The sequence below is a fragment of the Brevibacillus brevis genome (assembly GCF_001039275.2).
Taxonomy (GTDB): domain Bacteria; phylum Bacillota; class Bacilli; order Brevibacillales; family Brevibacillaceae; genus Brevibacillus; species Brevibacillus brevis_C.
Genome location: NZ_CP030117.1, coordinates 5,948,825 through 5,963,359, shown reverse-complemented (window position 1 = coordinate 5,963,359; position 14,535 = coordinate 5,948,825). Strand labels below are relative to the sequence as shown.

Annotated in this window: 13 protein-coding genes; all 13 read left to right on the top strand. The window is 48.9% G+C overall.

The annotated features are described in order from the left end of the window. The first annotated feature begins 166 nt into the window (after window positions 1-166). The 13 genes from speE (at window position 167) to AB432_RS28265 (ending at window position 14,332) form a co-directional block, all read left to right on the top strand. Entirely contained in the window at window positions 167-1,000 is an 834-nt protein-coding gene (gene speE, locus AB432_RS28325; RefSeq protein WP_026043396.1) for a polyamine aminopropyltransferase, read from the top strand. A gap of 19 nt (window positions 1,001-1,019) precedes the next feature. After that, entirely contained in the window at window positions 1,020-1,889 is an 870-nt protein-coding gene (gene speB / locus AB432_RS28320) for an agmatinase (RefSeq protein ID WP_048035131.1), read from the top strand. A 180-nt stretch (window positions 1,890-2,069) separates the two neighbouring features. Next, entirely contained in the window at window positions 2,070-3,314 is a 1,245-nt protein-coding gene (locus tag AB432_RS28315; RefSeq protein ID WP_048035130.1) for an MFS transporter, read from the top strand. Between the two features lie 55 nt (window positions 3,315-3,369). After that, the gene (locus AB432_RS28310) at window positions 3,370-3,783 is read left to right on the top strand and encodes a YwiB family protein (RefSeq protein WP_048035129.1); all 414 of its coding nucleotides are present in this window, start codon (window positions 3,370-3,372) and stop codon (window positions 3,781-3,783) included. Window positions 3,784-3,857: 74 nt separating this feature from the next. Next, the gene (locus tag AB432_RS28305; RefSeq protein WP_048035128.1) at window positions 3,858-4,250 is read left to right on the top strand and encodes a membrane protein; all 393 of its coding nucleotides are present in this window, start codon (window positions 3,858-3,860) and stop codon (window positions 4,248-4,250) included. A gap of 77 nt (window positions 4,251-4,327) precedes the next feature. After that, on the top strand, window positions 4,328-5,746 hold the full coding sequence (locus AB432_RS28300) for a sigma-54 interaction domain-containing protein (RefSeq protein WP_048035127.1): 1,419 nt from the start codon (window positions 4,328-4,330) through the stop codon (window positions 5,744-5,746). Between the two features lie 164 nt (window positions 5,747-5,910). Beyond that, complete coding sequence (ablA, locus tag AB432_RS28295; protein ID WP_048035126.1) at window positions 5,911-7,275, top strand: lysine 2,3-aminomutase; 1,365 nt, start codon at window positions 5,911-5,913, stop codon at window positions 7,273-7,275. A 269-nt stretch (window positions 7,276-7,544) separates the two neighbouring features. Continuing rightward, on the top strand, window positions 7,545-9,620 hold the full coding sequence (locus AB432_RS28290) for a heterodisulfide reductase-related iron-sulfur binding cluster (RefSeq protein WP_048035125.1): 2,076 nt from the start codon (window positions 7,545-7,547) through the stop codon (window positions 9,618-9,620). Window positions 9,621-9,735: 115 nt separating this feature from the next. Beyond that, on the top strand, window positions 9,736-10,275 hold the full coding sequence (locus AB432_RS28285) for a sigma-70 family RNA polymerase sigma factor (protein WP_048035124.1): 540 nt from the start codon (window positions 9,736-9,738) through the stop codon (window positions 10,273-10,275). Next, window positions 10,272-11,423: a hypothetical protein gene (locus AB432_RS28280; RefSeq protein ID WP_048035123.1), complete on the top strand. Its 1,152-nt coding sequence runs from the start codon at window positions 10,272-10,274 to the stop codon at window positions 11,421-11,423. Before AB432_RS28285 ends, AB432_RS28280 begins: the two co-directional genes overlap by 4 nt. 54 nt (window positions 11,424-11,477) lie before the next feature. Beyond that, window positions 11,478-12,071, top strand: a complete 594-nt coding sequence (locus tag AB432_RS28275; protein WP_053079645.1) for a hypothetical protein — start codon at window positions 11,478-11,480, stop codon at window positions 12,069-12,071. Window positions 12,072-12,286: 215 nt separating this feature from the next. Then, window positions 12,287-13,465, top strand: coding sequence for an acetyl-CoA C-acetyltransferase (locus AB432_RS28270; protein ID WP_048035122.1), 1,179 nt, complete (start codon window positions 12,287-12,289; stop codon window positions 13,463-13,465). A 15-nt stretch (window positions 13,466-13,480) separates the two neighbouring features. Further along, complete coding sequence (locus AB432_RS28265; RefSeq protein WP_048035121.1) at window positions 13,481-14,332, top strand: 3-hydroxybutyryl-CoA dehydrogenase; 852 nt, start codon at window positions 13,481-13,483, stop codon at window positions 14,330-14,332. Window positions 14,333-14,535 lie beyond the last annotated feature (203 nt).

The following is a 14,535-nucleotide window of genomic DNA, read 5'->3' as shown; positions in this document are numbered from 1 at the left end:
CAATAAAATAGGACATACTACGTTACTAGTAGTATGTGTCGCTTGCAAGCTGGTTAAACTTTCCTTGCTAGAAAAATATCTTGCAATTTGGAAGACAGCTACTATAATTTTCTTGTTATATTGTATTTTCATGCGGTTAATTGAAGGAGGTTACATAGCCATGAACATGGAATTGTGGTACACCGAAAAACAGACGGAAAATCACGGGATAACAACGAAAATTACAGAAACCCTATACAGTGAGAAATCCGAGTTTCAACAAATCGACGTAATTAATACGAAGCAGTTTGGTCGCATGTTAGTGCTCGACGGCATGGTTATGACTACCGATGTCGATGAGTTTGTCTACCATGAAATGATTTCTCATATCGCGTTGAATACGCATCCAAACCCGAAAAAGGTTCTGGTTGTAGGCGGCGGCGATGGCGGTGCTATTCGTGAAATCGTAAAGCACGCGTCTGTAGAAAAAGCAGTTCTGGCTGAAATCGACGGTGGCGTCATTGAGTCTTGCAAAAAATATTTCCCTGAGATTGCGAGTGCATTGACAGGCAATCCGCGTGTAGATGTACAAGTAATTGATGGTATCAAACATATTCATGACCACAAAGGTGAGTACGATGTGATCATGGTTGACTCTACAGAGCCAGTAGGACCTGCTGTAGGTCTGTTCGAAAAAGGTTTCTACCAAGGCATTCACGATGCTTTGAAACCAGATGGTATCATGGTTGCTCAAACAGAATCTCCTTGGTTCAACCGTGAACTGATCAAGCGCGTGTTCAAAGACCTGAAATCGATCTTCCCGGTTACTCGTCTCTACACGTGCAGCATTCCTACTTATCCATCCGGACTGTGGAGCTTCACCATCGCTTCGAAGCAACACGATCCGTTGGAAGTAGATCCAGCGAAAATCAAAGATTTGGGCACCAAATACTACAATGCGGAAGTTCACCACGCTGCTTTCAAACTGCCTAACTTTGTGGCTGAGCTGACCCGCGACTAATCGGGGGAGAACTACACCTATGCGTTTTGACGAAGCATACTCTGGAAATGTCTTTATCCGTAGTCACGGGAATTACGAGGAAAGCCAAGCCGTTATTTACGGTATGCCGATGGACTGGACAGTGAGCTTCCGTCCGGGTTCTCGTTTTGGCCCTTCCCGTATTCGTGAGGTTTCTATCGGTCTGGAAGAGTACAGCCCGTACTTGGACAGGCTGTTGGAAGACATCAAATACTTTGATGCTGGCGATATTCCTCTTCCTTTTGGAAACGTGGAAGGTAGCCTGGATGCGATCCGTACATTCGTGGCAAAAGTATTGGCAGATGGCAAATTCCCATTGGGTCTGGGCGGAGAGCACTTGGTTTCCTGGCCAGTATTCCAAGCGGTTTATGAAAAGTACAAGGATATGGTCGTATTCCACTTTGACGCGCATACGGACCTGCGTGACAACTACGAGGGATACGAATACTCCCACTCCACCCCGATCAAAAAGGTATGCAACCTGATCGGCGGTAAAAATGTATACTCTTTCGGAATCCGCAGCGGGATGAAAGACGAGTTTGAGTGGGCAAAAGAAAATATGCATCTGTACAAATACGATGTACTGGAGCCAGTGAAGCAAGTGCTGCCTACCATCGGCAACCGTCCGATCTACCTGTCGATTGACATCGATGTATTGGACCCTGCGCACGCTCCAGGAACAGGTACAACAGAAGCAGGCGGCATCACGTCTCGTGAGCTGCTTGATACCATTCACTTCATGGCAAACAACGGTGCGAATGTCATCGGTTGTGACCTGGTGGAGGTTGCTCCTGTGTATGACCACAGTGAAATGACGCAAATCGCGGCGTCCAAAATCGTTCGCGAGCTGCTCTTGAGCTTTGTAAAATAAGATATCTGAGTAAATAAGCCTCCGGTTTTGCGAAAGAACCGGGGGCTTTTCTTATTGGTGGGAAACGTTCAATTCAATTAATAAACATTTTAGTTTACAAAGTATAAAATTGTCAGTACAATCATAATAGTGAGATGATTTAAGAGTCGATGGAGGTTTTCTTACAAAGGAGTTGTCTACATGAGAGAAGTATTTGCCTACGCACCATTTCGAAAGCTGTTCTTTTCCAATCTGTTCTCCGGGTTTGGGCAAGGCATGACGATGATCGGGATTGCCTGGTTCCTCGTGGAAACGACAGGCTCTGCTCAACTTTTGGGCTCCACCATGTTTACTTCTGCGGTACTGATGTTTTTCATTGGGCCATATATCGGGACGCTCATCGATCGGTATTCCCGCAAAAAAATGCTTCTAATCGAAAATTTGATCGGATTTGGCGTACTTGGCATGCTCGCGATCTGGGGCTTTTTTGGAGAGTACACTGAGTGGATGCTGATTGTGATCTATTTGACGACGACTTTTATGTATCAGATTCATTACCCGACGCAGTCCGCACTGGTTCAGGAGACGTTTGAGCCCAAGCATTACAACAGCATCAATAGTCTGCTTGAGATCGAAGGGCAGACGGCATCCGTTCTTGCTGGCGCATTTGCGGGGATTTTACTTAGCTCCTACGGGCTGCATGTGGTCATCATCTTTAATGCGATTACCTACTTGTTCGCCTTTACCTTGCTGTCTACCATGACGTATACCTTCACGCTGGAAAAAGAGGCGAAGCAAAACCAGGGTGTCGCGTGGACGATGCAGTTGATGGAAAGCTGGCGGTACATTCGGCAAAAGAAAGGTTTCCTGCTGTTTGGCATATCTGCACTCATGCCCTTCATTGCTGTTATGGCGACGAACCTATTAAAGCCGGTTTACATAAGCCAAACGTTGCAGGAGGGTGTCTCGGTTTATTCGCTAGGAGAGGTCACGTATGCAATGGGGGCCGTGGCAGCAGGTTTACTCGTTGCGATCGTCGTGCGCAAGATGGGGCAGTTGGCAGCCATGATCGGCAATACGTTGTTGTTCGCGATTGCGATTGTCGTCATGATTGCTTTGCCGTATGGCTGGGCGCTGATTGCAGCGTACACGTTTTACGGGTGGAGTAACGCTTCTGTGCGCTTGATTCGGCAATCGCTCTATATGACAGTTGTGCCGAAGCATCAGATGGGGCGTGTTATGAGCTTTTTCAACTCAATCGGCATGATGATGCGTTTGGTCCTGATCGGTTTGTTTACGGCTATGATTGATTACACGGGGGCAGGAGTTGGGTACTTGGTGTTGGCGGGTCTGCTGTTGCTTGCGGCGATCGGGATTGCTGCTACCATGAGATACTTGCTGGCTGATGCCAAAGCAGAGGCGGCGGTTGCCACACAAGAGCGATGAAGGGTAGAATGTAGGGATAAATGGGAAGCGAAAGAAAGTGGAGTGTGGAAGCAGTATGCAAGACATACAAGTAAAATTGACGGCACGGCATCATGTCGAAGGCAACTGGGAAGAAACGGCCCACAGCTATGAAGGCAAGCGCGTACAAAAAGCATCCGCGTGGTACTTGACCTACAAAGAGCAGATGGAGGGCGTAGGCGAAGTAAGCACGACACTGAAGCTGACAGATACCTCCATTACGCTGGTTCGTCAGGGCGGAGTTTCAACCAGACAGCAATTCGAAAAAGGAGCCAGCACCCATTCTACCTATCAAAGTCCGTATGGTCCGTTTGCCATGGAGACGCATACGAACAAGCTGCGAATTCGCTATGAAGCAGAGGTTCCTGTACAGGTAGAAATCGCGTACCAGCTATGGATGAATGAGCAGTACGCTGGTGAGCATGAGCTGAAAATAGAGCTAGGAAAATAAGCCGCCCTTTGCAAGGGCGGTTTTTTGCACGTACAATAGGATTACTTGCGGCTGAAGTGAAAGGGGGATACAGCATGTTTGTACTCGCAAATGGACTAATAGCCGGTCTGGGTCTTGCTGCTTTTTTGGCGCTCGGAGATGGCTTGTTTGATACCAATACCTTTCCCGTTTTAATTGATGTCAGCTATGTACCGGGCATGGAAAACCTGCCCTCTATAGTAGAACTATTGATTCATCTGCTGATTAGTGTGATCGTCGCCTTTTTTCTCATGCACTTTTACCCGCGGGAACGAAAAGCCCGATCGGTACGATACTTGCTGTACTGGATGCTCGGTTTTTCTATTGCGTTTTTCCCATTTAGCCTGTTGAGTCAATCCGCGATGAGTTTGACGGCGTTTTTCATCTGGGTATTGGGACATTTACTGTATACCGGAATGCTTGCCATTCAGGTAGGGCGTAATCGATAATCTCGTAAAAGTGCCGAATATTCGGCGAAGTGATGATTTTTTGGCAGCATGGATGGAAGGAAGGAGTGAAAGCCAGGATGCCGTTGTCAGATACGGTAGAAATGTTGCAGGCGATCTTGGGTGCTATCGATGAAGGAATTCACGTTGTGGACGCAAATGGCATTACGATTTTCTACAATCACGTCGCAGCCAAGCTCGATGGACTGACCTCAGAAGAGGTGTTGGGGAAGCCATTGTTGGAGGTTTTTCCTTCACTTGATCGGCAGTCGAGTACTCTGCTTCGTGTTATCGATAGTGGCGAATCAATTTACAACCAGACACAGACATATAAGAACTGGAAGGGAATGCGTGTGGAGACAATCAACACGACACTTCCAGTGAGAGTAGGCAAACGGTTAGTCGGGGCAGTCGAGGTGGCGAAGGATATCGGCAAGCTAAAAGAACTGTCGGAGCGCTTGGTCGATCTTCAGGCCAAGATTAGCAAGCCGAAGCGAACAAAACGCCCGGTGGATGAAACGACTTTCCATTTCGAAGATATTTTGACGATGAGTGAAAAAATGAAGCGCCTCAAAGAACGCGCTCGAAAAGCTGCGCGGACAACCTCTCCCGTGTTGATATACGGCGAAACCGGGACGGGAAAAGAACTGTTTGTCCAATCTATTCACCACGCGTCTGTCCGCAGCAGTAAGCCGTTCATCGCGCAAAACTGTGCCGCGCTGCCGGCTGCGCTGCTCGAAAGCTTGCTGTTTGGCACGACAAAAGGAAGCTTCACGGGAGCCGATGATCGGCCAGGGTTATTCGAGCTGGCGGATGGAGGTACTCTATTTCTGGATGAACTGAACAGTATGCCGCTCGATTTGCAAGCAAAGCTACTGCGAGTCCTCCAGGACGGGCAGATCAGACGGATCGGCGGGAGCCAATCGACCAAAGTGGACGTACGGGTAATCGCCGCAGTCAACGAAGCACCGTACTCACTCGTGGAGCGAGGAATCATGCGAACCGACCTGTACTACCGGATCAACGTCGTCTCTTTTGAACTGCCTCCATTGCGTGAGCGCAGAGAAGATGTGGATATGCTGATCGATCATTTCTTGCAAAAGTTCAACCGGATCTTCGGTATGAATGTGCGTGGAATCAGCAGTGAAGTGGCACGTTTGTTTGCTGCGTATGATTGGCCGGGCAACGTACGTGAACTGGAACATGTCATAGAAGCAGCCATGAATATGGTGGAGTCGGACATCATTTTGCTGGATCATCTCCCGGCACACTTGCTGGAACGCTCGCAGTCTGAGAAAAATGAAGCGCCCATTTCGTCTCAACTCCTGTCTAAGGAAGGCTGTACGCTGCCAGAAATTTTGCGTGAGGTAGAGGGAAAGGTGATCAGAGATGCGATGCAGCAAACGGACGGCAATGTACTTCGTGCCGCCAAACTCTTGGGCATCCCAAGACAGACGCTGCAATACAAGCTCTCGCAGCGGATGATCCCTCCCTGTTGAGTGCCGAAAATTCGGCAGACTTATGAAGGTTCAAAAGGGAAGGAAGCGCTCACGAAACGCTCTATTCCTTATTTTCTAAATCTTTTGATTTGTTGGCATGGCACTTGCATCTCTTGTTGGTTGAGTGAAACGAAGAGGTTCACCATAAGACGAGAGGAGACGGGATGCACATGACAGTAGCGACAAAACGCGATTGGCGTTCGATAGAACTTTGGAAGGATGTCACGGATGAGCAATGGAATGACTGGATGTGGCAGCTTACGCACACCATCAAGACGGTCGATGATTTGAAGCAGGTAATCAACCTGACACCGGAAGAGGAAGAGGGCGTACGTATTTCTACGCAAACGATTCCACTCAACATCACTCCGTACTATGCTCACCTGATGGACCCAGACGATCCAAGCGATCCGGTTCGCATGCAGTCTGTACCGTTGTCCTCTGAGATGGTTCGAACCAAATACGACATGGAAGACCCACTCCACGAGGATACGGATTCTCCTGTACCTGGTCTGACGCATCGTTATCCAGATCGCGTGCTTTTCCTGGTGACGAACCAATGCTCCATGTATTGCCGTTACTGTACGCGCCGTCGCTTCTCCGGTCAGATCGGCATGGGCGTGCCAAAGAAACAGCTGGATGCCTGTATCGATTACATTCGCTCAAGACCAGAAGTCCGCGATGTACTGCTCTCCGGTGGAGACGGTCTGTTGATCAACGACCGCGTACTGGAGTACATCATCAGCAGCCTGCGCGACATCCCGCATGTTGAAATTATTCGGATCGGTACGCGTGCTCCCGTTGTATTCCCGCAGCGCATTACCGAAAACCTGTGCAATATCCTGAAAAAGTACCATCCAGTTTGGCTCAATACACATTTCAACCATCCAAAAGAAATTACACCGGAAGCGAAGCTGGCTTGCGAGATGCTCGCCAATGCTGGTGTTCCGCTCGGCAACCAGGCAGTTATTTTGGCCGGTATCAACGATTGTGCGAATACGATGAAAAAGCTGGTGCAGGACCTGGTGAAAATCCGCGTTCGCCCGTATTACATCTATCAATGCGACCTGTCAGAGGGAATCGGCCACTTCCGCGCGCCTGTCAGCAAAGGGATCGAAATCATTGAGCACCTGCGCGGCCATACTTCCGGCTATGCAGTACCAACCTTTGTAGTAGACGCTCCGCATGGCGGAGGCAAAATTCCTGTCAGCCCGAACTACATCATTTCGCAAGCATCTGATAAAGTTGTGCTGCGTAATTTTGAAGGCGTTATCACGTCCTATCCAGAGCCGAAGCAATACCACGAGCACGACGAGGAAAACTGCGAATACTGCAAGGCTGCAAAAGGCAAAGCAGTTGGCATCGCAGCACTCATGCAAGACGAGGTAGACAATCTGGAGCCGACTGATCTGCCGCGCAACAAGCGCATCAAAGCAACCAAGGTCAAATCACTCGCAGATGTACGTTCAGAGCAAAAGGCCAAGAAAGAACAGACCACTGCCGAGACGAAGGAAGCTTCAGGCAAATAAGCATGATCAACAGCTACCCGTAGGAAGGTAGCTGTTTCTTTTTTTCGAAAGAATATTTCCAACTCTTCGAAGAGGATGGATGATTTGCAACTTGTGTGATAATATCGAGTTGTGCCCATTATGAGCGGTCGCTCAGTATCGTTTCATTTTTCGAAAAAAATAAACAGACTGACTGAATACTCATTCATTTATTTCCATGATTCTGATAAGATAGAAAAAACGATTTCCACGTCCAAAGAAAAAACTCGCAATAGAGGGGAGTAGAAAACATGCTGGCACTTATTAATTTGATCGCCTTTTTCCTGGTTCTCGCTTACGGGCTATATTTAGCCGGGCATGTCGTGTACAGCAGATACTTGTTTATCAAGCTGGGGAAAAAGCCGGATGTGAAAAATGACTTTGGGGCACGCATCAATCTGATGCTGGACAACGTCATTTTCCACAAGAAGCTGCTGAAGGACAAGAAGAGCGGCGTGATGCACGTCGTGATGTTTTACGGCTTTATCACCCTGCAATTCGGAGCCATCGAGCTGATTATCAAAGGGCTTTCGAAAGGCTATGAGCTTCCTTTTGGTAGCGCTCACAAGTACTTCTCCGTCATGCAGGAGATCACCACGTTTCTCATCTTGGCTGCGGTCGGCTACGCTTTTTACCGCCGCTATATCGAAAAGCTCAAGCGTCTGAAGCGAGGCTTCAAATCGGGGCTGGTACTCTTGCTGATTTCCTCCCTGATGGCGACTGTGTTGCTCTCGCTTGCTTTTGAACAAATTTGGCTCGGACATGATCCATCGGCGTTCGCTCCGATCTCATCAGTTTTCGCGATTGTCTTCTCTGCGATTGGGGTAGGGCCAACGGGTGCAGCGGTAGGCTTTTATGTTTTCTGGTGGCTGCATCTGATCATCTTGCTCGGCTTTGCGGTGTATGTGCCGCAGTCCAAGCACGCGCATTTGTTGTTTGCACCTGTCAACGTGTGGTTCAAAAAGCTGGACCCGCCAGGCAAGCTGACCAGCATTAACTTCGAGGACGAGACGCAGGAAGAATTCGGTGTCGGCAAAATCGAGGATTTTACGCAAACGCAGCTCATCGACCTGTACGCTTGTGTGGAGTGCGGCCGCTGCACGAATATGTGCCCGGCCTCGGGAACGGGAAAAATGCTCTCCCCAATGGATCTGATTACGAAAATGCGCGACCATTTGACCGAAAAAGGTGCGTCGGTGACATCGCGTACGCCATGGATGCCGAGCTTCGCTTTTTCGCAGACGACTGCCAACCAGATTGCGTTCCAAGCATCTGAAGTAGCGGCGACGGCGGAAGGAGCAACCACGGTCTATGAGAAAAGCTTGATCGGCGATGTCATTACTGAGCAGGAGCTGTGGGCTTGTACGACCTGTCGCAACTGTGAAGACCAATGCCCGGTGATGAACGAGCATGTAGATAAAATCATCGATATGCGCCGATACCTGGTCATGACAGAAGGAAGCATGCCAGCAGAAGCGCAGCGTGCCTTGAACAATATCGAGCGTCAGGGTAACCCGTGGGGAATCAACCGCAAAGACCGGACAAAATGGATTGAAGGGCTGAATGGTGAGTACGAGGTGCCAACTGTGAAGCAGGTCGAGGAATTCGAGTACTTGTTCTGGGTAGGCTCGATGGGATCGTTTGACTTGCGCAGCCAAAAAATTTCGCAGGCATTTGTAAAGCTCATGCACGAAGCAGGCGTGAAGTTCGCCATTCTGGGCAACGAGGAAAAGAACTCTGGCGATACGGCTCGCCGCATTGGGAACGAGTTCTTGTTCCAGCAGCTCGCCCAAGAAAATATCGCCTTGTTTGAAGCGTATGAAGTCAAAAAAATCGTTACCTGCGACCCGCATGCTTTCAATACGTTTAAAAACGAGTACCCGGAGTTTGGGTTGAATGCAGAGGTGTACCACCACTCCGAACTGTTGGCAGAGTGGGTGAAGGATGGCAAATTGAAGCCAACCAAGGAAGTCAAAGAGCGCATCACCTACCACGATTCCTGCTACTTGGGCCGCTACAACGAAATTTACGACAAGCCACGCGTGATCCTCGAAGCCATTCCTGGCGTAGAGGTAGTCGAAATGAAGCGAAGCGGCTGCGACAGTATGTGCTGCGGAGCGGGCGGCGGCTTGATGTGGATGGAGGAGCATGAGGGCTCTCGTGTCAACGTCACACGCACGGAGCAAGCTCTGGAGGTCAAGCCGACGGAAATTGCCAGTGCATGCCCATACTGCCTGACGATGATGAACGACGGAATCAAGACCAAAGAGCAGGAAGATCACGTCAAAACACGCGACGTCGCGGAAATTCTCGCAGACGCCATCTAGGTTCATACCATGCGCAAGTCTCGGTGCTAATCAAGCGACGAGGCTTGCGCATTATTTTTTTGCAAAAAAACTGTAAGATAATGGAGCCAGATGAATCAAAAAGAGTGGGAAGGGAGTGAGGAAGCTGGAGCTTGCAGAGAAAAGTTTAACGAAAACAAAAGAAGCATTATTTGATGAATTGATTCGGCACTATTTGAAAAAGGTGCTGCGACTGGTGTATTTGATGGTCAAGGATCGCAGTCTTGCTGAGGATATTACGCAGGAAGTGTTCCTGTTGGCTTACAAAAACTTGGGGAAATTCCGCCAAGAAAGCTCGATGCAAACATGGGTGTACCGCATTGCCGTCAACGAAGCGAAAAAACATCTACGTTCGTGGTCGTTCCGTCACTTGTTTTTCAAATCGGAGGTGGACATAGAGGTAGTCGAGGGGGCAGAGTCGGCCGTTTTGCAAAATGACCTTCGTACCCGTTTTGCCCGTCTGGTCATGGAGCTGCCGAACAGCTATCGCCAGATGATTGTTCTCCACTACTACGAGGAATTGTCCGTAGAGGAAATTGCGGTCATTTTGGAAATGACTACAGGAGCGGTCTACACAAAAATGCACCGTGCACGTCAAAAGCTCAAAGCGCTGATGGAAACGGAGGGGATCGAATGAACCTGGACAAATTGCTGGCGGAGTTCAAGGAAACGGCAGATCAGACTCTGCTGCGTGAAATAAATGATACGTCAAAGCTGGAGGAGCAGATTCGGATAAGTATCAAGGAAAAACGCAAAAAAAGGTTTCCATTCACCTACCCGCTCGGTGCTGCGGTTGTCGCAGTTGTACTTGTCGCTACCCCTTACTGGTTGCAAAAGGAAGGTACGAGTATACTCCCTGAGAAGGGAACATCTATTCAGGAAACTTCTGCCCAGCCAAGTATGAATCAAAAGCCGGCTGCCAACTCAGATGCCCGTGCGTTAGACGATCAGAAGATTAAGGAAACAGCAGAGAAGATTTTCGGAATCTTGCATGTTGGCATGACACAAGATCAAGTCAAAGAAAAGCTGCAGTTTCCTCATATCGTTATCGACGAGTATGGCGGAAGCGGGGACGATTACTCGGATGAGTACTGGGGCTACAACATTTTTGCAAAAGAAGGGTACCAGCGAAAAGAGGACTGGGTATTGGAAGAGAAAGAAGGTTTGCTGAATAGAGACTTGGGTTTGGAACTGTTGATTTTTTGGAGGGATAAAAAGGTCAATGGCTATGGCTTAAGCTATGTTCAAGGTAAAGAGATTCATAGCTTTGGCTTAAACAGATCCGGGACCTATTCTGAAAGCATCTCGAAAGGGACCTCAAATTCCAACGAAGAGTACAACGATACACCGGACCCCTCAACCCTATTTGATTTAAAAGACGATGAAAAGGAGCAGCGTTATTTTGCTTATATGGAAATGGAAGAGAAAAATGATGAGTTATGGCGTGGGCTGTCTCCGATTGATATTTTGAAGCTTTACGTGCAAGCACAGAAAGATGATGAGCTTGAAATCATGTACGCCTTGCACAATAACGATGATGGAGTCGAAAAGCCCACACTTGAGCAGTTTTTGGAGGAAATAAAGAAAGATCCGATAGGCGCACGAAATAGTGCGAGGCATTTAAACAAATTGCTTGAGCAAGGAAGCAGCATGTCGATTGAGAATATCTCTGCAAAGGAAGCGGTTGTCTGGATTTCGTTTAAGGACAACAGTGAGAAGTTCGGCTATCGCATGGAGAAAAACAAAAAGGGAATCTGGAAAGTCGGTTGGAGAGCTTTGCAATAATAGAGGCTAGATGTGTTGTGAAGACACGTAAAAGGACAATAGGAGTGGATACAGTTGAAACGAAGAATCACAGGGATCACCATTGCGGTTGCAGCAGGCTTAATTGTCGGAGGTTGCTACTCCTCTAGTTCGAGTGCAGCTACCGAGCCTACACAGCCGCCAGTTGTAGAGCAAAAACAAGCGGAAGCAGAGCCTAAGGTCATTCTCGATGAAAAATTTCTGAAGTCTCTTGAAAAGAACGAGATAAACGGCTTTCCTATCGCAATCGGCATGAAAAAGGAAGAGGTCATTTCCCTTTATGGAAAAGTCACCAAAGAGGATTTCTGGAATGGTGGGATCTATCACGATTTTGAAAAGCTGAAAGGCGGATCTGTCCTCTTCGACGGGAAGGATCGTGTATACGGGATCGAGTTAGCAGCGCAACATCTGAGCGAAATGAATCTGGGATCGATCATCAAGAAAGTGGGCAAACCTTCAGAGCAAGGGTGGAGCGATCTCAGGGAGGAGTATGTTATTTATTATGAAGCGGCAGATAACCTCGTCTATATTTATGCAGCGGACGAGAAGCTTCCTGCGGGAAAAGTCAGAAATGCAGACAGAATCCAAATCATCAACAAAAAAATGTACGATGAAGCACCCCCAGAGTAAACGTAAAAAAGCCAGTAAGAAGGCTTGCCAACGATAGTTGAATAAAGAGGCTCCAGGAAGTCAATCAAAACTCGACTTTTTGGACGCCTTCTTTTTTTCATTATTGATTGACTATTCGTACGGAAGACGGCAAAATAAAAGTATGCAAAATGAACGAACGCTCGATCAATTTAGTTTTTGTTGATGTGAAATATCATCCGAATGGAGGTCATTCGATGAAAACGGTCATTGTAGGGGCAGCGCGTACCCCGTTTGGTAAGTTTGGCGGAGCTTTGAAAGCGCTATCGGCAGTGGAACTCGGCTCCATTGTAATCAAGGAAGCAGTAGAACGCGCTGGCATTTCCGGCGATCAGGTGGACGAAGTGATCATGGGTATGGTTTTGCAGGCAGGCGCGGGTCAGGTGCCCTCACGCCAGGCGGCTCGCAAGGCTGGTTTGCCGTGGAATGTAGCGAGTGAGACGATCAACAAAGTATGTGCGTCCGGGATGCGTGCAGTGACGATGGGGGATCAGATCATTCGCGCAGGGGACGGAGAAATCATCGTCGCGGGCGGCATGGAGAGCATGAGCAACGCACCGTATGCATTGCCGGATGCACGTAACGGAATGCGGATGGGAGATTCGACCGTTCGCGATCTCATGATGTACGACGGCCTCACTTGCCCGTTTCATCAAGTGGCGATGGCTGTTCATGGCAGCAATGTGGCGGAAGAGAACGGGATTACGCGAGAAGAGCAGGATGCGTGGGCGCTGCGCAGCCAGCAGAGAGCCGCACAAGCGATGGAAAAAGGACTTTTTGCCGACGAGCTCGTCTCGGTTTCCATTCCGCAAAGAAAAGGGGAGCCACTGCAAGTAACCGTCGATGAAGGACCACGTCCGGATACCACCGAGGAAGGATTGGCGAAGCTGCCACCCGTGTACAAAAAGGACGGAACAATCACGGCAGGCAATGCGCCGGGAATCAACGACGGAGCGGCAGCAATGGTGCTGATGTCAGACGCGAAAGCACAACAGTTGGGGATCAAGCCGCTTGCGACGATACTGGGACACGCCGCGGTCGGCGCAGAGGCTCCTTATATCGCGACAACTCCGGGGCTTGCGATCAACAAGCTCTTGGAAAAGACAGGTGTCTCGCTTTCGGAGATCGATCTATTTGAGGTAAACGAAGCATTTGCCGCAGTGATTTTGACCAGTGGCAAAATCGTTGGCTGGGACGCAGAGAAAGTGAATGTAAACGGGGGAGCGATTGCGTTCGGACACCCGATTGGCGCGAGTGGCGCTCGGATCATTATGCACCTCGCCTATGAATTGAAAAGACGAGGCGGCGGCTTAGGGATCGCGGCAATTTGCAGTGGTGCCGCACAGGGTGACGCTATCTTGATTAAAGTAGAGTAAGGGAGGCCTTTTTGCATGAACGTACAAACGATTATGGTCATCGGAGCAGGACAGATGGGCAGCGGAATTGCCCAAGTAGCGGCGCAGGCTGGCTTTCGCGTTTATTTAAACGACGTCCAGCAAGCATTTGTGGAACGCGGCCTGGCTACGATTACGAAAAACTTGTCGCGCAACGTGGAAAAAGGCAAGCTCAGCGAAGCGGAAAAAGAAACGATTCTCGGTCGTTTGACACTGTCTACTGATCTGGCAGATGCGTCTGATGCAGATTTTGTGGTAGAAGCAGTGACAGAAAACATGGCGGTCAAAACGCAAATCTTTTCCAAACTGGATGAGGTATGTCCGCCGCATACGGTGCTCGCGAGCAATACATCCTCCCTGCCAATTACAGAGATTGCCGCAGTTACGAAGCGTCCGGAAAAAGTGATCGGGATGCATTTTATGAACCCCGTTCCCGTAATGAAGCTGGTTGAGATCATTCGTGGGCTGCAAACATCCGATGAGGTCTATCAGTTGACAGAAGATTTGTCCAAACAAATGAGCAAGGTACCCGTGAGCGTAAACGATTTCCCTGGTTTTGTGTCCAATCGGGTACTGATGCCAATGCTGAATGAAGCGATTTATTGCGTGTACGAAGGAGTTGCAACACCGGAAGCGATTGATGAAGTCATGAAGCTGGGCATGAACCATCCGATGGGGCCGCTTCAGTTGGCCGATTTCATCGGGCTGGACACTTGCCTCTACATTATGGAGGTACTGCACGAAGGGTTCGGTGATTCGAAATACCGCCCATGCCCATTGCTGCGCAAGTACGTCAAAGCAGGTTGGCTAGGCAAAAAATCCGGTCGTGGTTTCTACGTGTACAACTAGGCAAGGTAGTTCAAAAAGTCATCTTTTGATCACGAAGTAGTACTGAAAGCGTATGCGACGTCGAAAGTGGCGTACACCTTCGAAGTCCGGTGCTCATGTAGTTCTCTACATTCCGCTCCTCCTTCTTCAGGTTCTCGCCACTTTCTCGGTGCTGAAATGACGACTTTTTGAACTTTTGCTAGAGAGGACTTTTCGCAGAAAGG

Bases quoted from the DNA above. Each gene is read 5' to 3' on its own strand.
- AB432_RS28270 (WP_048035122.1), top strand. From the start codon at position 12,287: ATGAAAACGGTCATTGTAGGGGCAGCGCGTACCCCGTTTGGTAAGTTT.
- AB432_RS28300 (WP_048035127.1), top strand. From the start codon at position 4,328: ATGCCGTTGTCAGATACGGTAGAAATGTTGCAGGCGATCTTGGGTGCT.
- AB432_RS28265 (WP_048035121.1), top strand. From the start codon at position 13,481: ATGAACGTACAAACGATTATGGTCATCGGAGCAGGACAGATGGGCAGC.
- ablA (WP_048035126.1), top strand. From the start codon at position 5,911: ATGCACATGACAGTAGCGACAAAACGCGATTGGCGTTCGATAGAACTT.
- AB432_RS28310 (WP_048035129.1), top strand. From the start codon at position 3,370: ATGCAAGACATACAAGTAAAATTGACGGCACGGCATCATGTCGAAGGC.
- AB432_RS28305 (WP_048035128.1), top strand. From the start codon at position 3,858: ATGTTTGTACTCGCAAATGGACTAATAGCCGGTCTGGGTCTTGCTGCT.
- AB432_RS28290 (WP_048035125.1), top strand. From the start codon at position 7,545: ATGCTGGCACTTATTAATTTGATCGCCTTTTTCCTGGTTCTCGCTTAC.
- AB432_RS28280 (WP_048035123.1), top strand. From the start codon at position 10,272: ATGAACCTGGACAAATTGCTGGCGGAGTTCAAGGAAACGGCAGATCAG.
- AB432_RS28315 (WP_048035130.1), top strand. From the start codon at position 2,070: ATGAGAGAAGTATTTGCCTACGCACCATTTCGAAAGCTGTTCTTTTCC.
- speE (WP_026043396.1), top strand. From the start codon at position 167: ATGGAATTGTGGTACACCGAAAAACAGACGGAAAATCACGGGATAACA.
- speB (WP_048035131.1), top strand. From the start codon at position 1,020: ATGCGTTTTGACGAAGCATACTCTGGAAATGTCTTTATCCGTAGTCAC.